Below are 16453 nucleotides of genomic sequence, written 5' to 3'. Positions count from 1 at the left end.
CCCCTCAGACCCAACCGCGACGACCCGCTGCCAGCCCCGCCTGGAAACGACTGCGCGCGTCGAGCCGCTCCATCAGGTCGGCGACCATCCGGCGTACCGTCCGTAGCGAGACGCCCAGTTTGCGGGCGGCCATCTCGTCGGTGTACCCCTCGGCCAGCATCAGCAGCAGTTGCTTGCCCTGCGGGTTCAGGCCGTCGCCGTCGACGGGCAGCGGCTCGCCGAAGGGCATGGCGCTGGCCCAGATCTGCTCGAAGAGGGCCCGGACCGCGGCCACTATCCCCGGACTGCGCACCTCGACGGCGCCGAGACTGGTGTCGTGCGGGTCGAGCGGCAGCAGCGCGACCTCGCGGTCGTACACGATGGCCAGCAGGGGAATGGTGGAGGCCGTCCGCAACATGGCGCCGAGGCTGGTCAACCAGCGGGCGTGGGTCACCAGCGCCGGATCGTTGCGGTAGCTCTCCTGGTAGACCGAGCGCAGCTCGACGCCGCGACTCAGCATCGCCTGGTTCAACGGGGTGCTGGCCGACTTCGCGTCGGGGGTCTGCGCGTTGCGTGGGTTCAGGGAGACGCATTCGGTGTGGACGCTGCGGCTGAGCTGCTCGATGCGGGCCCGTACGGCGTCGAGGCCCTCGAGCCGCGTGGACGTCTCGCGCTGCGCCTGCCGCTCCCGCTCCAGGGCGATCACGGCGATCGCCTCGTGGGTCGCCGCGATCTGCTGCTGGCGTTCCCGCACCTCCTGCTCGGCCTGCGCGAGCAACGCGGTCAACCCGATCGAGGGGCCGACGGCTTTCGGTGATCCGGATTCGTCGCTCGTGAGCAGCGACAGGTCGGCGAGTTGGTCCAACGCCTGGCGAATCTGTTTCTCGGTGACGCCGAGTCGGAGCGCGAGCTGCTGCACGTCGGTGGTGCGGTCGATCAGCATGGCCCGGTATACGGCCTCCGAGAGACCATCTATCCCTAGCCATGCGAGCATCGCAGACCTCCCCGTGGAATAGCCAGTTTATCAGCCGACGCCCATGTTTCAGCAACCCTTTGATTAGCGCTGACTGCACGATTTGTGCCCGGAATGGCGATAAGGCCATCCGTAGGCGTCAGTCTGCGGTGGCCGTCCGGCGCGACCGGGCCCGACGGTGATCACAGATCGTCGAAGGCGGGCCGAGTTCGACGCGCTACCAGCGCGACAGTCGGCCGGCCCGGCCGACGTCCGCTCGTCCGGCGTCCCGAGGGCGGCCGGGGCGACCGGGGGGCGTGGGCCGGGCGCGCGGTATCGGGAACCCCGGCGTCGGCCCGCGCTCCGCGCAAAGTCGACGGCCCGCCCGACCGGCCGTCCGATCAGTTGCCCGAGGCATCAACGTAAAGATCGCGTTCGATCTCCCGTAGCTTTTCGTAATCGGCGTGAAGCTGTTCCGCATCGTCCGAGATCAGGAACACGTACCCCGGCTGGGTCGCGAAATCGACCGTCCGCGCCAGCGGGCGCCCCGCCGGGTGGAACAAAACGGCGTGCGCGTACGACGGCAGCGCGCGGATGCCGGCCATCGCCTCGTCGGACGGGGCCACGCCGTGCTCGTCCAGGTTGATCAGGTTCACGAAACGGATGTGCCTCAGCAGCCGGTACACGCTGGTGGGCAGACGGTCGAACTCGTCCGGCTCGGCGACCGACAGGGCGAGCAGGTCGACCTGGTTGGCGGCCAGCGCCTGAGCCAGGATCTTCGGTATCACGCCGCCACCCGTGCGCGCGGCGCACTCGACCAGCACCGGCCCCCGGGCGGTCAGGATGATCTCGGCATGGCTGGCGCTGTTGCGGATCTCCAGCACGTCGAGCACCCGGTGGGCGTACGCCTCCAGCGTCGCGGCCCTGGGGTCGTCGGGCGGCAGCGGCTCGGTGTAGTCGTGGATGGTGTGCTCACCCGCGACGCGGCGCTTGTGGTAGCGCCAGATCTCGACGGTGTGGTGCCTGCCGTCCCGGCTGACCGCGTTGACGAAGTACTCGTCCCCGGCCAGGAACTGCTGGGCGAGCACCGCGGAGTTGGTCTTCCCCTCACGATCGGTGCTGCTCATGATCTTCCTGTGGACGGCGCGCACCTGCTCGGGGGACGTGCACACCACCACGTGGTCGCGGGCCGAGCTGGCCACCGGCTTCAGGACGACCGGGTAGCCGGTGTTCGCCCCGGCCCATTCGACGATCTCCTCGGCGTCGGACGAGAGGAGGGAGGCCGCGTGCGCAAGTCCGGCGTCCCGCAGGGCGACGACCATCTCGTGCTTGTCGCGGCGGGAGGCCGGTCGGGTCATGCCGTTGCCGGGCGTGCCGAGCTCGGCGGAGAGCTGGTCGGCGAGCAGGACGCCCGACTCCGTGCCGGGGAGCACCCGGCTGACCCCCTGCTCCCGCAGCAGGGCGGCGGTGGCCGCGACGTCACCCTCGTGGCGGATGTCGTCGACGAAGCCCTCCGGAAACGGGGACTTGATCTGATGGATGTCCGGCTGCGGCGACCGGACGTGCACGCACTCCACGCCGTGCCGGTGCAGCGCGGGCAGTAGCTGGTGCCCGGTCGCGTGGGCGTCGACCAGCGCCACCCGCATGGTCCGCGCGGGAGAAATCGTTGACATCGTCAGTCACCTCGAAGACGCTCGGAGTTCGCGGGCGGCGCCGGCGCGCCGGGTGCGCTCGATACCTGGTCACCGAGGAGCCCGGTGGCCGGCCCGATTGCGGGAATGGGTTTCCCGGGGACGCGAAACCGGGTTCCCCCGTGCGCCGGAAACGATTGCGACAGCAAATCGGACTGCTTGATTGTGGCACAGGCGGGACGCCCCGGAGTAAACCGCACGATTAGACCCTGTGTCGAAATTCGCGACGCCGTCGGCCGTCGTCTGGGCCCGCCGTAGGCCGGCCAGGGACTTCGACACAGAGCCTGACCGCCGGTCACCCGGTCGAAGCGGTGGCCGCGGGCTCCGCGAGCCGGTGCCGCACGACGTACACACCCGTCGCGACCAGCAGCATGACGACGGCCACCCCGACGAAGGCCGCCCCGGTGCCGAAGGCGTCCAGCACCAGACCCCCGATCTGGGAGCCGAGCGCCGAGCCGCCGAGGCTGACGGTGATGGCCCAGGTGAAAGCCTCGGTGACGTATCCCGTGCGGGCGGTACGGGAGACGAGCTGGTAGGAGATCACCGTCACGGGGGCCGTCACCGCGCCGAGCAGGAGGAGGACCACGCCGAGCGACCAGTTGTCCCAGGCGAGCGTGACCAGCGCGGTGCACGCGCACATGGCGAGCGTGCCGGTGGCGAAGGCGGCCTCCGTGGACCGGCGGAGCGTGTGCCGGCCGTACCAGAGCCCGCCGATGATCCCGCCGACCCCCCACACGCCGAAGATGAGACCGACGTCCTGGTCGGCGCCGTGATCCTGGACGAAGGCCGGCACCGCGACGTTGTAGATCCCCAACGCGACGCCGAAGCTGACCAGCACGGCCAGCAGCCGGACCAGGCCCGCGGAACGGAACGCGCCGAGTCGGTCGCGTCTGTCGCTGTCGGCGTGCCGGGCCTGCGGCGTCCGGGTCGACCGGGCGGCCCCGGTCGTCGCGAAGCCGATCGCGCCCGCGCCGGCGAGCAGACCACCGACGACGAGAGCCGTGGCCGCGTCGGCCCAGAACAGCAGCACGCTGAGCAGGAGCGGACCGCTGATCCGGAAGACCTCGCCCAGCACCGCCTCGATGGACAGACCCACCTGCTCCAGGCTGCTTCCCGAGGCCCTCCAGAGGGACCGGATGCAGCCGCTGATGGGCGGGTTCGCGGCGCCCGCGACGACGATGCACGCCAACTGGGTGGCCAGCGGCGCGTGGTCGGCGTACACGAAGCCGGTCAGGGCCAGGGGATAGGTGACACCGGTGACGAGGAGCACCGGCGGCTGCCCGTACCTGTCGACGCGGCGGGCGACGAACGGCGCCACGACCGCGATGCCCAGGGTGTAGCCGGCGAGCAGCAGGCCGGCCGAGAGGTAGTTCGCGTCGCGCGAGGCGGTGGAGACCACCAGGGCGATACCGACCAGGTAGAGCGGCAGCCGGCCGACGACGCTCCAGAGCAGCGGAACGCGCATCGTCCGGTCGTGCAGCGCGGTGACGAGGGATCTCTTCGCGGGCGCCTCGACGGAGGGGCCGGCGTTGCGGGTGGTGGGCTGCGACATCGTCCCTCGCCGTTCGTGCGGGCGTGTTCCCTCGGGCGGAACCAGCAGGGATCCGGTGACTGCTGGCGACAGAACGTGGTGCTCGTACGACCGTAGGTGGCCGGCGGCCCGGCGCGCAACGGCGTGCGGACCGGCCCCGGCATCGCCGTGGGCGCCCGGCGGAACCTCGACGGATCCGCGCCGGGCGTCCTCTTCCGACAGTCGGGCCGGCGGTCACCGGCACGGGTGGGGGACGTCAGGTGGCCACCGGCGGACGGCTACTCGCCCCAGTCCTCCTCGATCTCCGGGGCGAGGGCGAGGACGGCGGGGCCCAGCGCCACGATCTCCAGCTCGCTGCGGCAGTCCCCGCACTCCAGGATCTCGCTGAGCCGGGCGGAGTCGGGGACGTGGATCGGACCCTCGCACTCGGGGCAGGCGTGCGCGGTGGTGGTCGTGGTCACGGTACGGGCTCCTTCTGGTCGGTGTTGCCGGGTCGGGCCGCCGTGTCGAGAGCGGTGCGGACCACCCTCACGACCCGTTCTGCGGTGAGCTCGTAATGCGCGACGAGGTGTTCCTGACCGCCCACCTCGTCGACGAACTTGTCCGGTACGCCCAGTCTCAGCACCCGGGTGGGCGCCGCCTCCGCCAGCGCCTCGGTCACCGCGCCGCCGAGACCACCGGCCCGCCAGTGCTCCTCGACGGTGACCACGAGGGTGGCCGGCCGGGCCGCCGCGATCAGCGTCCCGGCGTCGAACGGCCGCAGCGTGTGCATGTTCAGCACGGTCGCCTCGACGCCCCGGTCGGCGAGGGCTTCCGCCGCGGCGACGCAGGCGAGCACCGGGTAGGGGCCGCAGCCGACGAGCAGCACGTCGTCGCCGGTACGCAGCGTCTGGGCCTGCCCGATGACCGGTGGCGGGGCGGCGGGGATCGCCGGTGTCGGTTTGCGGCCGAGCCGGACGTAGAGCGGCCCGGCCAGGGTGAGGCTCTGCTCGACTACCGCCTCGGTGGCGGCGGCGTCGGCGGGCACCACGACGGTCATCCCGGGCAGCACCCGCATGACGGCGAGGTCCTCCAGGGCCTGGTGGGTCGGGCCGAGATGACCGGCGGCCAGCCCGCCGTGGGTGGCCATGACGCGGACCGGCAGCCGGTTGTAGGCGATGTCGATCTTGATCGCCTCCAGTGCCCGGGACGTGGCGAAAGCGGCCATCGTGTTGACGAAGGGGACCCGCCCGCACGCCGCCATCCCGGCGGCCACACCCATCAGGTTCTGCTCGGCGATGCCGAGGTTGAGGTACTGGTCACCGGCCGTCGCCGCGTGCTCGGCGCTGAACAGGCCGGTGTCGGAGTCGAGGCACATCAGCTCGGGGCGCCGTCCCAGCAGGGTGAGCAGGCTGTCGCGGTACGCCTCCCGGGTCGCGCGGCTCATCCGGCGACCTCCGGGGCCTGGAGCGCGCGCACCGCCCGGGCATGGTTGCGCGGGGACAGCGTCACGTAGTGACCGGCGGCGCGGCCGGCCAGGAAGGGCAGCCCGTGGCCCTTGACCGTGCGGGCGATCAGCACGCTCGGTCGGCCCGGCTCCCACGGCGTCGCGCCGAGCTGCTCGGCCAGCAGCTCCGGGTCGTGCCCGTCGACGTCACGCACCGCCCACCCGAAGCTGCGCCAGCGGTCGGCCAGCGGTTCCATCGGCGCGATGCCGTCGGTGGCGCCGGTCAACTGCAGGCCGTTGCGGTCCACCACGGCGACCAGCCGGTCCAGGCGCAGCGACGCGGCCGCGATGGCCGCCTCCCACACCGAGCCTTCCTGGAGCTCGCCGTCGCCCAGCAGCACGAAGGCGCGGGAGCGCCGGCCGGCGTAGCGGGCGGCCAACGCGAACCCGCAGCCGAGCGCGAGCCCGTGACCGAGCGACCCGGTCGGCAGCTCGACTCCGGGCACCGCGCGCACCGGATGCCCCATCAGCCGGCTGCCGGGCCGCCCGAACCCGGCGAGCTCCCCGACCGGGAGGAAGCCCCGCTCGGCCAGCGTCGCGTAGAGGGCGATGGCCGCATGACCCTTGCTGAGCAGGAAGCGGTCGCGCTCCGGGTCGTCCGGCCACCCCGGGTCCACGTTGAGCACCGAGAAGTACAGCGCGGTGAGCACGTCGGCGCAGGAGAGCGCGCCGCCGAGATGCCCGCCTTCCGGCCCCGCGCACATGTCGACGACGTGCGAGCGGATGCGGGCGGCGACCGCGTCGAGCGTGTCGGGCCGCAGCAGCCCGGCGGCGGTCACGACGCCGCCTTCGCCAGCGTCGCCACCATGTCCCGGTTCGCCCACACCTTCTCGAAGGCGTCCGCGTACCGGCCGAGCAGGTCGCCCGACGTCGGGTTGAGGTGACGCTTCTGCAGGGTCAGGGAGTCGGCGATGACCGCGCGGGTCACCGGGTAGCCCGCGCCGGCGACCGTCGCGGGCGCGCCGGTCACCGACCACGGATAGCCCGAGCCGAAGCCGACCCGGTCGACGAACACCCGCTGGTCCGGCAGCGGAACGAGCTGGTACTGCGACATCGGTACGCCCTCGGCCCGCAACAGCCGACGCAGCGTGACCCGTAGGGCCTCCGGTCGCACCCCGTCCAGGCCGAACGCGGCGGGGTCGAAGCGGAACCGCAGGATGTGCCAGACGTGGGTGGTTTCCGGGAGCGCGGTCGGCACCCGCAGGCCGGGCAGCTTCGCGAGCCGCGCCAGGAACGTGGTGACGTTGTGCTGCCGCGCCCGCTCGTACTCGTCGAACCGGGCGAGCTGCGCGGTGGTGAACGCGGCCTGGAGACCGTTCATCTTGTGGTTCCAACCGAGCCCGTACGAGATGTAGTCGCGTTCGCGACCGCCCTCGATCACCTCGCCGAACTGCCTGCCCCGGCGCATCGCCTCGGCCAGCTCGGCGTCACCGGTCACCAGCAGGCCGCCCTCACCGCAGGTGGGAATGTTCTTGCTGACCTGGAGGCTGAACGCGCCCGCGACTCCGATGCCACCGACCGGGCGGCCGCGGTGGGTCGCGCCGGGCGCCTGCGCGGCGTCCTCGATCACCGGGATGCCGTGCCGGGCCGCGATCCCGATGATCCGGTCCATGTCGGCGGGCGCGCCGTGCAGGTGCACGGGGATGATCGCCGCGGTCCGGTCCGTGATCCGGCGTCCGAGGTCGTCGGGGTCGATGTTGAAGGTGACCGGGTCGATGTCGGCGAACACGGGCACGGCCATCTGGTGCAGCGGGGCGAGCCCGGTGGCGATGAAGCTGAGCGCGGGCACGATCACCTCGTCGCCCGGTCCGACGCCGACCGCCGCCAGCGCCAGGGACAGGGCCGCCGTGCCGTTGGACACCGCGACGCAGTGCGCGAAGCCGAACCGGTCCGCCCAAACGTCCTCCAGCACGGACACCGGATTCGTTCCGTCCGTGTCGGACACCAGCGCCCCGTCCAGGGCGTCCATGACGGCCTTGCGGTCCTCGTCCTCGACCCGCGGCCAGTCCACACGTCGCATCTGCCTCGGCACGACCGCCGTGCCGCCGAACGCTGCGAGCTTGCTCATCAGTCTCCCTTCCCCAAGGTCACGGTGGTCGGTCCGGGCGGATCACAGCCGCGCCGCGACCGCGCCGACGGCGTCGACCGCGTACGCGTACCTGCCGCGCACCACCGTGGCGTGGTGGGCGACGTCGACGGCGGCGGCGCGGGGGTCGTCGAGCCCGTGCGCGCCGGTGAACCGCAGCCCGGTCCACGCGTGCGCGACCGCCTCCACCGCCCGCCCGGCGCCGGCCAGCGCCGGATCACCCCACTCCCGGCCACACCTGCGCAGCAGCTCACCGTGCAACGAGGCCTGCGCCTGCATGCCCCAGCCGAACGGATACAGCTCGCGCAGCGCGTCGGCGTCCCCGGCCCGGCACCGCTCGACGAGTTCCGCGGCGAACGCGTCGTATCCGGCCAGGCCGGTGCGGGCGGAGGTGACCGTGGTGAACGTCTCGACGTCGGCGCGGAGGTAGCCGCCGAGCAGTTCGGAGGTGAGCGGCGCGGGCGGGGCGTTGAGCCGGACGTCGAGGCAGCGTCTGCCGATCCGCGAGTCGCTGAAGAACGCGTCCTGGACGTCGGCCGGGTTCGCCGAGCCCCAACTGCGCAGGAACTCCTCGATCGGGACGGCCCCACGGAACGCCGGCGGCATCGCGTCCGAGACGTGGACCACGCCGCGGGTCTCGTCCAGGCCGTACAGCACCACGAGATGCGCGGCGTGCACGTCGCCGTACGCGGGCCGGAACGGCAGGTGGAAGTTGTCCACGGCGGCGACGACCAACCGGTCGTCGGCCAGGGTCTCGCGTACCTCGCGCCAGACGTCGTCCTCGTCGGCGGGCCGCCACCAGCGCGAGCGCAGCTCGTGGTGCGGCGCCAGGGCCGCGCCGAGGTCGACCTCGCCGGACTCCCCGGTGGGGCACGGGTAGTAGAACTCCTCGGACCTGACGTCGCCCGGCAGGTGCAGGAACCGCCAGCCGGCCCCGAGCACGGCCAGCGGATCGACGCCCGCGCGTGCCAGCACGGTGCCGAACGTGGCCTGCAGACAGCTCACCAGGTCGCGGTACCACCACTCGGGCTCGGGCCCGACGATCATGTAGGTCCGCGTCGGCGCGCCGGCGGTCACGTCAGTCGTCCGTGGCGCTGGAGGGTGACCGCGAAGACGTGCAACGCGACGTTGCGGGGCAGCAGGACGCCGGTCAGGTCGGCCCGCCGGGTGACCGGCACCCGCTGCGCCCACATCAGCGCGGGGACGCCCCGCTGCACGTGGTGCGGGTAGTGCATGACCAGGCTCTCGAACGCCTTGACCTCGCCGAACCAGGCCGGCGCGGCCCAGAAGTCGGATACCCGCAACGGCTCGGCGTCGACCGAGCCGTCGGCGAAGCTCAACTCGACGGTGTCCTCGCAGCGGCGCTCGGACGCTGCCAGGACGTGGATCCAGTCGTAGCGGCCCGGCGTGACGTCGATGAACTGCCCGGCCGCGCGGATGTTGTCCGGCCCGTCGCAGACCGGGGGGAACACGAAGGGAACACCTTCCACGTGTACGAGACTCCCGCCCGCGGGCAGATACTCGGCCGCGAAGGAGTTTCCCCACACGTTGAACGCACCCGTCTTCGTCTCCGTCGCCGCGGAGATGGCCGTGTTGTTGCGATGGGCGGATATGTCGACCGGATCGCACAGCCCCGGTGCGACGGAGACCACCGAAGTTCCTGTCACGTGAAACACCTCATCTGAGACCCGTCCGGCCGGAGCGCGACGGCGCGCAGTTTCTCGTAGTAGGGCTGGTGGTATTCGCGGTAGGCCCGCAGCGTCGGATCGCTCTCCACCGCCTCCACCCCGGTGCCGGCGTCGCGCCGGAAGCCGGCGGTGCGACTGGTGGACGCGTGCCACCTGCTGGTCGTCTGCCATTCCGGACGCATGCCCGGCTGCCAGGCCAGCGCGTCCGGAAGAAACGGGATGCCCACCGCCGAGCAGTACGCCCGCACGGTCGCCTCCGGCCGGTCGAGCAGATCGTCGGAGTCGATCACGACAGGCGTGGCCCCGGTGACGGACCGCACGGCCGCGAATATCTCGTACAGCCGGGCGAAACCGATCTCGTCACGACCCAGGCGCGGGTTCAGCCGGTGGTGCGACGCGATGGCCTCGGCCGGTCGACGGATGATGAAGGTGTGGGTCACTGCCGCGAGGAACTCCTCGTCGGCGAGCAGGCCCGGGTAGCGGAAGTCCGTGGTGTCCTTGAAGAACACCGGCTCGTCCGCCGCGATGTCGCGTAACGCCGCGAGCGCCTCCTGCTCGGTGCGCGCGACCCGGTCGCCGATCTTCACCTCCCCGAAATCGGTGACCAGGGAGAACGGCTCGTGTACGACGGTACGGTCGCCGCGTTCCGCCATCATCCGCGCGAAGGCGGTGGAACGCGAACGAGGCGCGCTCCAGAGCGCGAGCGCCGGTGGCTGCTCCACCACTTCTCCTCCTTGTTCTCGGCGGGGCCGGAAGCACCTTTGCGGAAGGCATTCGAATCCCGTCCAGAGTGACACGGCGTCCATCGATGCGGGGTAATCAGGATCAGGCATCGCGCGACTGTCGGGTAAACGCGGCGCGTCCCCGTTAATTGTCTTACCGAGGACGCGCGGGATGCCGTTGTCGTCGTAGTTTCGGCTCCTACCCAGGACAGGTGTCACTTCCGTGGCTACAGAAGGAGATCGCGTGTCAGCGACACCACAGCGGCCAGGCGAGGGCAGGATCGCGGTGCTCGCCAGCAGGGTCGGTGCAGACGAGAAGCGATTGTTCGACGCCTTCGACCGACGCGGTGTCCCCTTCGAACACGTCGACACCCGCCGGCAGTGGTTCCCGGCGGGCCGGCGTGACCTGCCCTGGGACCTCGCGCTCAACCGGGAGATCGGCCAGGTCCGCGCGGTCTACGCGGCCCGCTGCCTGGCCGCGGCGAGGGTCGAGGTGCTCAACAGCGTGGCGGCCACCGAGGTGTGCGCCGACAAGTGGCGCACCACCCTGGCCCTGGAAGCGGCCGGCGTGCCGACCCCGCGCACCGCTCTCGGCCTCACGCCGCAGGCCACGCTGGCCGCGCTGGACTCCATCGGCTATCCGGCGGTGATCAAGCCGCTGGTCGGCTCCTGGGGTCGCCTGGTGGCGAAGCTGCCCGACCGCGCCAGCGCCGAGGGCGTCCTGGAGTACGTGGCGGCGTTGCCCGGTCCGCAGTCGCACCTCGGGTACGTGCAGGAGCTGATCGACAAACCCGACCGGGACATCAGGGTCGTCGTGGTCGGCGGACAGGTGCTGGGGGCCGTCTACCGGACCGGTGAGTCGATGCGCACCAACGTGGCGCTCGGCGGACGGACCCGGCCCTGCGCGGTGACACCGGAGATCACCAAGTTCTCCGTCGACGCGGCCGCCGCCGTCGGCGCGGACATCGCGGGTGTCGACCTGATCGAGGACCGGGCCGGTCGGCTGCTGGTGCTGGAGGTCAACCACCGGGTCGAGTTCACCGGTTTCCAGGCCGCGCTCGCCGCGCGGGTGGACGTGGCGGACCGCATCGTCGAACACCTGGTGGAACGGGCGCGCCGATGAGCCGGCGGTTCACCACCACCGGCAGCGTCACCGAGACGTACGCCGTCGGGCTCCTGCGCAACATGCTGGAGATCCCCTCCGCCTCCTACCACGAGGGCGACCTGGCCGACTATCTGGTCGGCGCGCTGACCGACCTCGGGTTCCGGGCGCACATCGACAAGGTGGGCAACGTCGTCGGCGTGATCGAACGGGGTGACGGCCCGACGGTGATGTTGTTGGGCCACCTGGACACCGTTCCCGGCGTGCTCCCGGTCCGCCCGATGGACGGACGGCTCTACGGCCGGGGCGCGGTGGACGCGAAAGGCCCGCTCGCGGCGATGATCTGCGCCGCCGCCGGGGCGGTCGACTTCCGCGGCCGGCTCGTGGTGGTCGGTGTCGTCGAGGAGGAGACCCCGCGCTCCCGGGGCGCGATGGCGATCCGGGCGACGCACGAGCGGCCCGACGCGCTGATCGTCGGCGAGCCGAGCGGGTGGTCGAGCGTGGTGCTCGGCTACAAGGGCAAGCTCGACCTGCGCTACACCGTCCGATGCCCGGCCACCCACCCCAGCAACCCGGCGCCGAAGGCGTCCGAGCTGGCCGTCGCCTGCTGGAACGCGCTCGTCGACCTGCTCGGCCCGGACGCCGGCCACGGCCGGTTCGACCAGCCGGGCGCCACCCTCACCCGGCTCGACGCCGACCTGACCACCGCGACCGTGGAGCTCAGCGTCCGCGTCCCGCCGGCGTTCGACGTCGACGCCCTGGTACGCGAGCTGCGCCACCGGCTGCCGGCCGGCGACCTCGACGTACTGAACTCGGTGGCGGCCTGCCGGGTGGGGCGGGCCGACCCGGTGGTCCGCGCCGTGACGTCCGGCATCCGGCGGCTGCGCGCGCAGCCCCGCCTCGTGCTGAAGACGGCCACCTCGGACATGAACACGCTCGCCGAGTCCTGGGACATCCCGATGGCCACGTACGGCCCGGGGGACAGCACCCTCGACCACGCCGACGACGAGCACATCATGCTGTCGGACTACCGACGCGGCATCGACGTGCTGACGATCGCGATCTCGGAGCTGGCGCGCCTGCCCGTCCACCCGCGCCACCGGAAGGGAGTGAGCACGTGACCGGCCTGAGCCACCGCCTCGACGCGCTGCCCGCGTCGCGCCGCTCGGCGTTCCTCGCCCGCCTGAGGGAACACGCGGAATCCGCGGCCGGACGGGGTCCCACCCCGCGCCGGGACACCGGTCCGGCGCCGCTGTCCCAGGAGCAGCGGACCCTGCGGCTCCTCGACGGCCGGGCGCGGGACGACTCCGTCCTCGGCGAGCCGCTGTGTCTGCGTCTGCGGGGGGACCTCGACGTCGACGCGCTGCGCTCGGCGCTGGCCGCGGTGGTGGCCGGACACGAGTCACTGCGGACGGCGATCGTGCGACGCGCGGACGGCCCCGTGCAGACGGTCGCCGCCGAGGTCCCGGTCGAGCTGCCGGTGATCGAGGTGGCGGGCGAGGACCGGGGACGACGGCTCACCGCCGCGCGGGAACTGGTCGACCGGCTGGTCCGGACCCCGTACGACCTGAGCCGGGTGCCGACCTGGCGGGCGGCGTTGGTTCCGGTGGCCGCCGACGACCACCTGTTCCTGCTCGACCTGCCCCGTACGGTGTGCGACTCCCGGTCGCTGGACGTACTGACCCGGGACCTCGCCGAGTGCTACCGGGCCGCGCGGACCGGCGACGCGCCCCGGCTGCCCGGTCCCGTCGTGCAGTACCCGGAGTACACGCTGTGGCAACGCGACCGGCTCGACAGCCGGGAGTTGGACCGGCAGGTCGCGTACTGGCGGAGCACGCTGGCGGGCGTCGAGGCGCTGGAGTTCCCGACCGACCGTCCGCGCGGCGGCGCCCCGACCGGCGGCAGCGCCCGGGCCGGTTTCACGGTCGGCCACGACGGGTTGGACCAGGTGCGGAAACTCGCCCGGGAGGAGGGGGCGCGCCCGTCCGACGTCCTCCTCGCCGCGTTCCTCGTGCTGCTGCGCCGCTACACCGGGCTCGACGACCTGGTCGTCGGCGTGCCGGCGGCGGGCCGACGGCACGAGTCCCTGGCCGCGGCCGTCGGGCAGTTCACCGACCTGCGGGCGCTACGCGTCGACGTGTCCCGCGACCCGACCTTCCGTGGGCTGCTGCGCCGGGTCGGGCGGGTGTCGGACGAGGCGTCCGCGCACCGCGACGTCTCCTTCGACAGGCTGGTCGACGCGGCGCAGCCGACCCGCGACCCGTCCCGGTCGCCGATCTTCCCGATCGTCTTCGACGTGCGGGACGCGGCGGCCACGACCAGCCTGCCCGGCCTCGTCACGACCCGCGAGGCGGTCTCCCGTGGCGTTTCCGGGCTCGACATGAGCTGGCGTCTGACGGAGCAGGCCGCTCCCGGCGACGACGCGCCGCTGGACATCGAGTTCGACGCCGATCTGTTCGACGTGGAGAGCGTCGCCAGGTTCGCCGGTCACTACGACGGTCTGCTGCGGAACCTGACCGCCGACCCGGACGTCCCGCTGTCGACGGCGCAGATGCTCGACGCCGCCGACCGGAGGTTCCTCGACGAGGTCGCCGTGGGGCCGACGCGGGAGATCCGCGAGACCACCATCGTGGCGGAGTTCGAGGCGCGCGTGCGGGAGTCGCCCGACGCCGTGGCGGTCGTCGTCGCCGGCGTCGAGACCAGCTACGGCGAGCTCAACGCCCGCGCCAACCGGCTCGCCGCCCTGCTGCGCGGGCGCGGCGCCGGGCCGGGAAAGCGGGTCGGTCTGTGTCTGCGCCGCACCGTCGACCTGCCGACCGCGATCCTCGGGGTGCTCAAGACCGGCGCCGCCTACGTGCCGCTCGACATGACACACCCGGCCGCCCGCGTCGCGGAGATCACCGCCGACGCGGAACTGTCCACGGTGATCGCGCACCGCGAGGCCGTCGACGTCGTGGCCGAGGTCGACGTGCCCGTCGTGAGCCTGGACGACATCCGCGCGGAACTGGTCGCCCTGCCCGACGACGACCCCCCGCCCGCGGCGACCCCCGGCGACGTCGCCTACGTCATCTACACCTCCGGCAGCACCGGCAAGCCGAAGGGCGTGCTGCTCGAACACCGGGGGGTGGTCGCCTTCACCGACTCCACCCGGGAGCTGTTCGACCTGACGCCGGCCGACCGGGTGCTCGGCTTCGCCTCGGCCACCTTCGACGTGTCCGTCTTCGAGACGTTCTCCGCGCTGCTCACCGGCGCGCGCCTGTACCTCGCGACCGAGGACGAGCGGCTCTCCGTCGACCGGCTCCAGGCCCTGATGGAGCGGGCCGGCATCACGGTCATCGACCTGCCCCCGACCGTGATGCCGCTGCTGACGCCGGAGCGGTTCACCGAGCTGCGGATCGCGTTCGTCGGCGGCGAGGCGTTCAGCGGTGAGCTGGTCAACAGGTGGAACCCGGGCCGGCGACTCTTCAACGGCTACGGGCCGACCGAATGCACCGTGACGATGATCGTCGAAGAGTGCGCGGGGAGCTGGGACACGTCACCGCCGATCGGTCGCCCGATGACCAACCACGTGGCGCACGTGCTGGACCGCGACCTGCGTCAGGTGCCGATCGGCGTGCCGGGGGAACTGGTGATCGGCGGGGTCGGCCTGGCCCGCGGCTACTTCAACCGGGACGAGCTGACCGCGGAGAAGTTCGTCGCCGACCCGTTCGGCACCGCTCCCGGTGGCCGCCTCTACCGCACCGGGGACCTCGTGAAGCGGCTGCCGGACGGGCGGCTCGTCTTCCTCGGCCGACTCGACCAGCAGGTCAAGATCCGCGGACTGCGGATCGAACTGGGCGAGATCGAGTCGGCGTTGACCCGTTTCGACGGCATCGGGCCGGTCAGCGTACGGGCCTGGAGCGACGACGCCGGTGACAAGCACCTGGTCGGCTACCTGACCGGTGTCGCCCAGGAGCAGGTGCCGTCGGTACGTGAGCATCTCGGGACGCTCCTGCCGTCGTACATGGTCCCGTCGTACTTCGTGGTCCTGGCCGAGCTGCCGCTCACCAGCAGCGGCAAGGTCGACGCCCGCCGACTGCCCGCGCCCGACCTGGCCGCGGGCGGACCGGGGCCGACCGACGGGGCGCGCACCGCGACCGAGCGGGTGCTCCTGCACGACGTGCTCGCCCCGCTGCTGCGCAACAGCCGGCTCGGCGTGCACGACGACTTCTTCCTGGCCGGCGGGAACAGTTTGCAGGCCGTACAACTGATGTCGGCGATCAACCGCAGGTTCCGGGTGAAGATCTCGCTCGGCGACTTCTTCGTCTCGCCCACCGTCGCGCACCTGGCCGCCACCGTCGACGCCATCCGCGCCGCCCGGCCCGCCGACGACGGCCCGGTCGACGCGTCGCCGAGCCTCCCGGGCCGGGCCGCCGCGATCGACGAGGACCGGGCGCCGGTGGTGCTGCGCGCGGCCGGCCCGGCGCGGGTGGTGCTGCTGCACCCGTCGGGCGGCGAGCTGTTCTGCTACCTGCCGCTGGTCCGGGCCCTGCGCGACGACGTCACGGTGGTGGGTTTCGCCGCCGACCCGGCCGACGCCGCGGTGGACCCCCGGGACGGCCTGGTGAGCACCGCCGCCCGGATCGCGCGGGCGCTGGTCGCCGGCGGCCTGCCCGACACGTGGTGCCTGACCGGGTGGTCGTACGGCGGGGTGCTGGCCTTCGAGATCGCCAGACAGATCGAAGGGCTGACCGGACGACGCCCGCCGGTGGTGCTGCTCGACGCCGACTACGACGAGGACGTCGACCTGCTCGACGAGCCGACGGTACGGCAGCGGTTCGTCCACGACGTCGCCAGGTTGGCGGGGCTCGACGGCGCGACCGCGCGCGCGGTGCTGGCCGATCCGGCCGCCGGCCGGGCCGACGTCCGACGGACGCTGGCGGGGCTCGGCGTGGACCCGGAACTCACCGGGCCGGAGCTGACCGCCCGCTACGAGACCTTCCGGGCGTGCGCGTTGTCGATGCAGGCGTACCGCCCGGAGAGCCCGTACGGCGGACCCGTCACGGTCCTCGCCGCCTCGTCGCACGCCTCGATGGAGCAGACGTGGCGGCGGGTCTGCGCCGGCCGGCTCCGCGTCGAAAGCGTGCCCGGCGACCACTACACCCTGTTCACGCAGCCGGCCCTGGACCGGGTCGTCGCGGCCGTCGACGACGCGCTCGCCCTCTGAGGAGACCCCC

At 72.5% G+C, this 16453-nt stretch carries 13 protein-coding genes; 3 read left to right on the top strand and 10 right to left on the bottom strand.

All coding sequences use genetic code 11. The annotated features are described in order from the left end of the window. Window positions 1-4: 4 nt before the first annotated feature. From O7606_RS15795 to O7606_RS15750, 10 genes are all read right to left on the bottom strand, one after another. Window positions 5-973: a helix-turn-helix transcriptional regulator gene (locus O7606_RS15795; protein WP_281594788.1), complete on the bottom strand. Its 969-nt coding sequence runs from the start codon at window positions 971-973 to the stop codon at window positions 5-7. 359 nt (window positions 974-1332) lie between these two features. Continuing rightward, on the bottom strand, window positions 1333-2604 hold the full coding sequence (locus O7606_RS15790; RefSeq protein ID WP_281594787.1) for an ATP-grasp domain-containing protein: 1272 nt from the start codon (window positions 2602-2604) through the stop codon (window positions 1333-1335). A 313-nt stretch (window positions 2605-2917) separates the two neighbouring features. Next, window positions 2918-4174, bottom strand: a complete 1257-nt coding sequence (locus tag O7606_RS15785) for an MFS transporter (RefSeq protein ID WP_281594786.1) — start codon at window positions 4172-4174, stop codon at window positions 2918-2920. A 257-nt stretch (window positions 4175-4431) separates the two neighbouring features. Next, window positions 4432-4614, bottom strand: a complete 183-nt coding sequence (locus O7606_RS15780; protein WP_281594785.1) for an alpha-aminoadipate/glutamate carrier protein LysW — start codon at window positions 4612-4614, stop codon at window positions 4432-4434. Further along, complete coding sequence (locus O7606_RS15775; RefSeq protein ID WP_281594784.1) at window positions 4611-5579, bottom strand: transketolase C-terminal domain-containing protein; 969 nt, start codon at window positions 5577-5579, stop codon at window positions 4611-4613. Before O7606_RS15775 ends, O7606_RS15780 begins: the two co-directional genes overlap by 4 nt. Beyond that, window positions 5576-6418 carry a transketolase gene (locus O7606_RS15770; RefSeq protein ID WP_281594783.1) on the bottom strand — a complete coding sequence of 281 codons (843 nt, stop codon included), beginning with the start codon at window positions 6416-6418 and terminating at the stop codon, window positions 5576-5578. The genes O7606_RS15775 and O7606_RS15770 overlap by 4 nt, the downstream gene beginning before the upstream one ends. Then, on the bottom strand, window positions 6415-7707 hold the full coding sequence (locus O7606_RS15765) for a DegT/DnrJ/EryC1/StrS family aminotransferase (RefSeq protein ID WP_281594782.1): 1293 nt from the start codon (window positions 7705-7707) through the stop codon (window positions 6415-6417). Before O7606_RS15765 ends, O7606_RS15770 begins: the two co-directional genes overlap by 4 nt. Before the next feature lie 42 nt (window positions 7708-7749). Beyond that, window positions 7750-8802 (bottom strand): BtrH N-terminal domain-containing protein, encoded by a 1053-nt coding sequence (locus O7606_RS15760; protein ID WP_281594781.1) that lies wholly within the window; start codon window positions 8800-8802, stop codon window positions 7750-7752. Next, window positions 8799-9197, bottom strand: a complete 399-nt coding sequence (locus tag O7606_RS15755) for a hypothetical protein (protein WP_281594780.1) — start codon at window positions 9195-9197, stop codon at window positions 8799-8801. Before O7606_RS15755 ends, O7606_RS15760 begins: the two co-directional genes overlap by 4 nt. A gap of 191 nt (window positions 9198-9388) precedes the next feature. Next, window positions 9389-10135 carry a hypothetical protein gene (locus O7606_RS15750; RefSeq protein ID WP_281594779.1) on the bottom strand — a complete coding sequence of 249 codons (747 nt, stop codon included), beginning with the start codon at window positions 10133-10135 and terminating at the stop codon, window positions 9389-9391. Between the two features lie 244 nt (window positions 10136-10379). Here O7606_RS15750 and O7606_RS15745 point away from each other — a divergent pair, with 244 nt between their 5' ends. The 3 genes from O7606_RS15745 to O7606_RS15735 are packed head-to-tail and all read left to right on the top strand — an operon-like array spanning window position 10380 to window position 16443. After that, window positions 10380-11258: a RimK family alpha-L-glutamate ligase gene (locus tag O7606_RS15745; RefSeq protein WP_281594778.1), complete on the top strand. Its 879-nt coding sequence runs from the start codon at window positions 10380-10382 to the stop codon at window positions 11256-11258. Next, window positions 11255-12358, top strand: a complete 1104-nt coding sequence (locus O7606_RS15740) for a M20/M25/M40 family metallo-hydrolase (protein WP_281594777.1) — start codon at window positions 11255-11257, stop codon at window positions 12356-12358. The genes O7606_RS15745 and O7606_RS15740 overlap by 4 nt, the downstream gene beginning before the upstream one ends. After that, window positions 12355-16443 carry an amino acid adenylation domain-containing protein gene (locus O7606_RS15735; protein WP_281594776.1) on the top strand — a complete coding sequence of 1363 codons (4089 nt, stop codon included), beginning with the start codon at window positions 12355-12357 and terminating at the stop codon, window positions 16441-16443. The genes O7606_RS15740 and O7606_RS15735 overlap by 4 nt, the downstream gene beginning before the upstream one ends. Window positions 16444-16453 lie beyond the last annotated feature (10 nt).

The sequence above is a fragment of the Micromonospora sp. WMMD882 genome (assembly GCF_027497255.1).
Classification (GTDB): Bacteria; Actinomycetota; Actinomycetes; order Mycobacteriales; family Micromonosporaceae; genus Micromonospora.
This window is presented reverse-complemented; position numbering and strand designations above follow the sequence as displayed.

Coding starts and splice junctions, on each gene's coding strand:
- O7606_RS15740 (WP_281594777.1), top strand. CDS start 11,255: ATGAGCCGGCGGTTCACCACCACCGGCAGCGTCACCGAGACGTACGCC.
- O7606_RS15765 (WP_281594782.1), bottom strand. CDS start 7,707: ATGAGCAAGCTCGCAGCGTTCGGCGGCACGGCGGTCGTGCCGAGGCAG.
- O7606_RS15775 (WP_281594784.1), bottom strand. CDS start 5,579: ATGAGCCGCGCGACCCGGGAGGCGTACCGCGACAGCCTGCTCACCCTG.
- O7606_RS15795 (WP_281594788.1), bottom strand. CDS start 973: ATGCTCGCATGGCTAGGGATAGATGGTCTCTCGGAGGCCGTATACCGG.
- O7606_RS15785 (WP_281594786.1), bottom strand. CDS start 4,174: ATGTCGCAGCCCACCACCCGCAACGCCGGCCCCTCCGTCGAGGCGCCC.
- O7606_RS15790 (WP_281594787.1), bottom strand. CDS start 2,604: ATGTCAACGATTTCTCCCGCGCGGACCATGCGGGTGGCGCTGGTCGAC.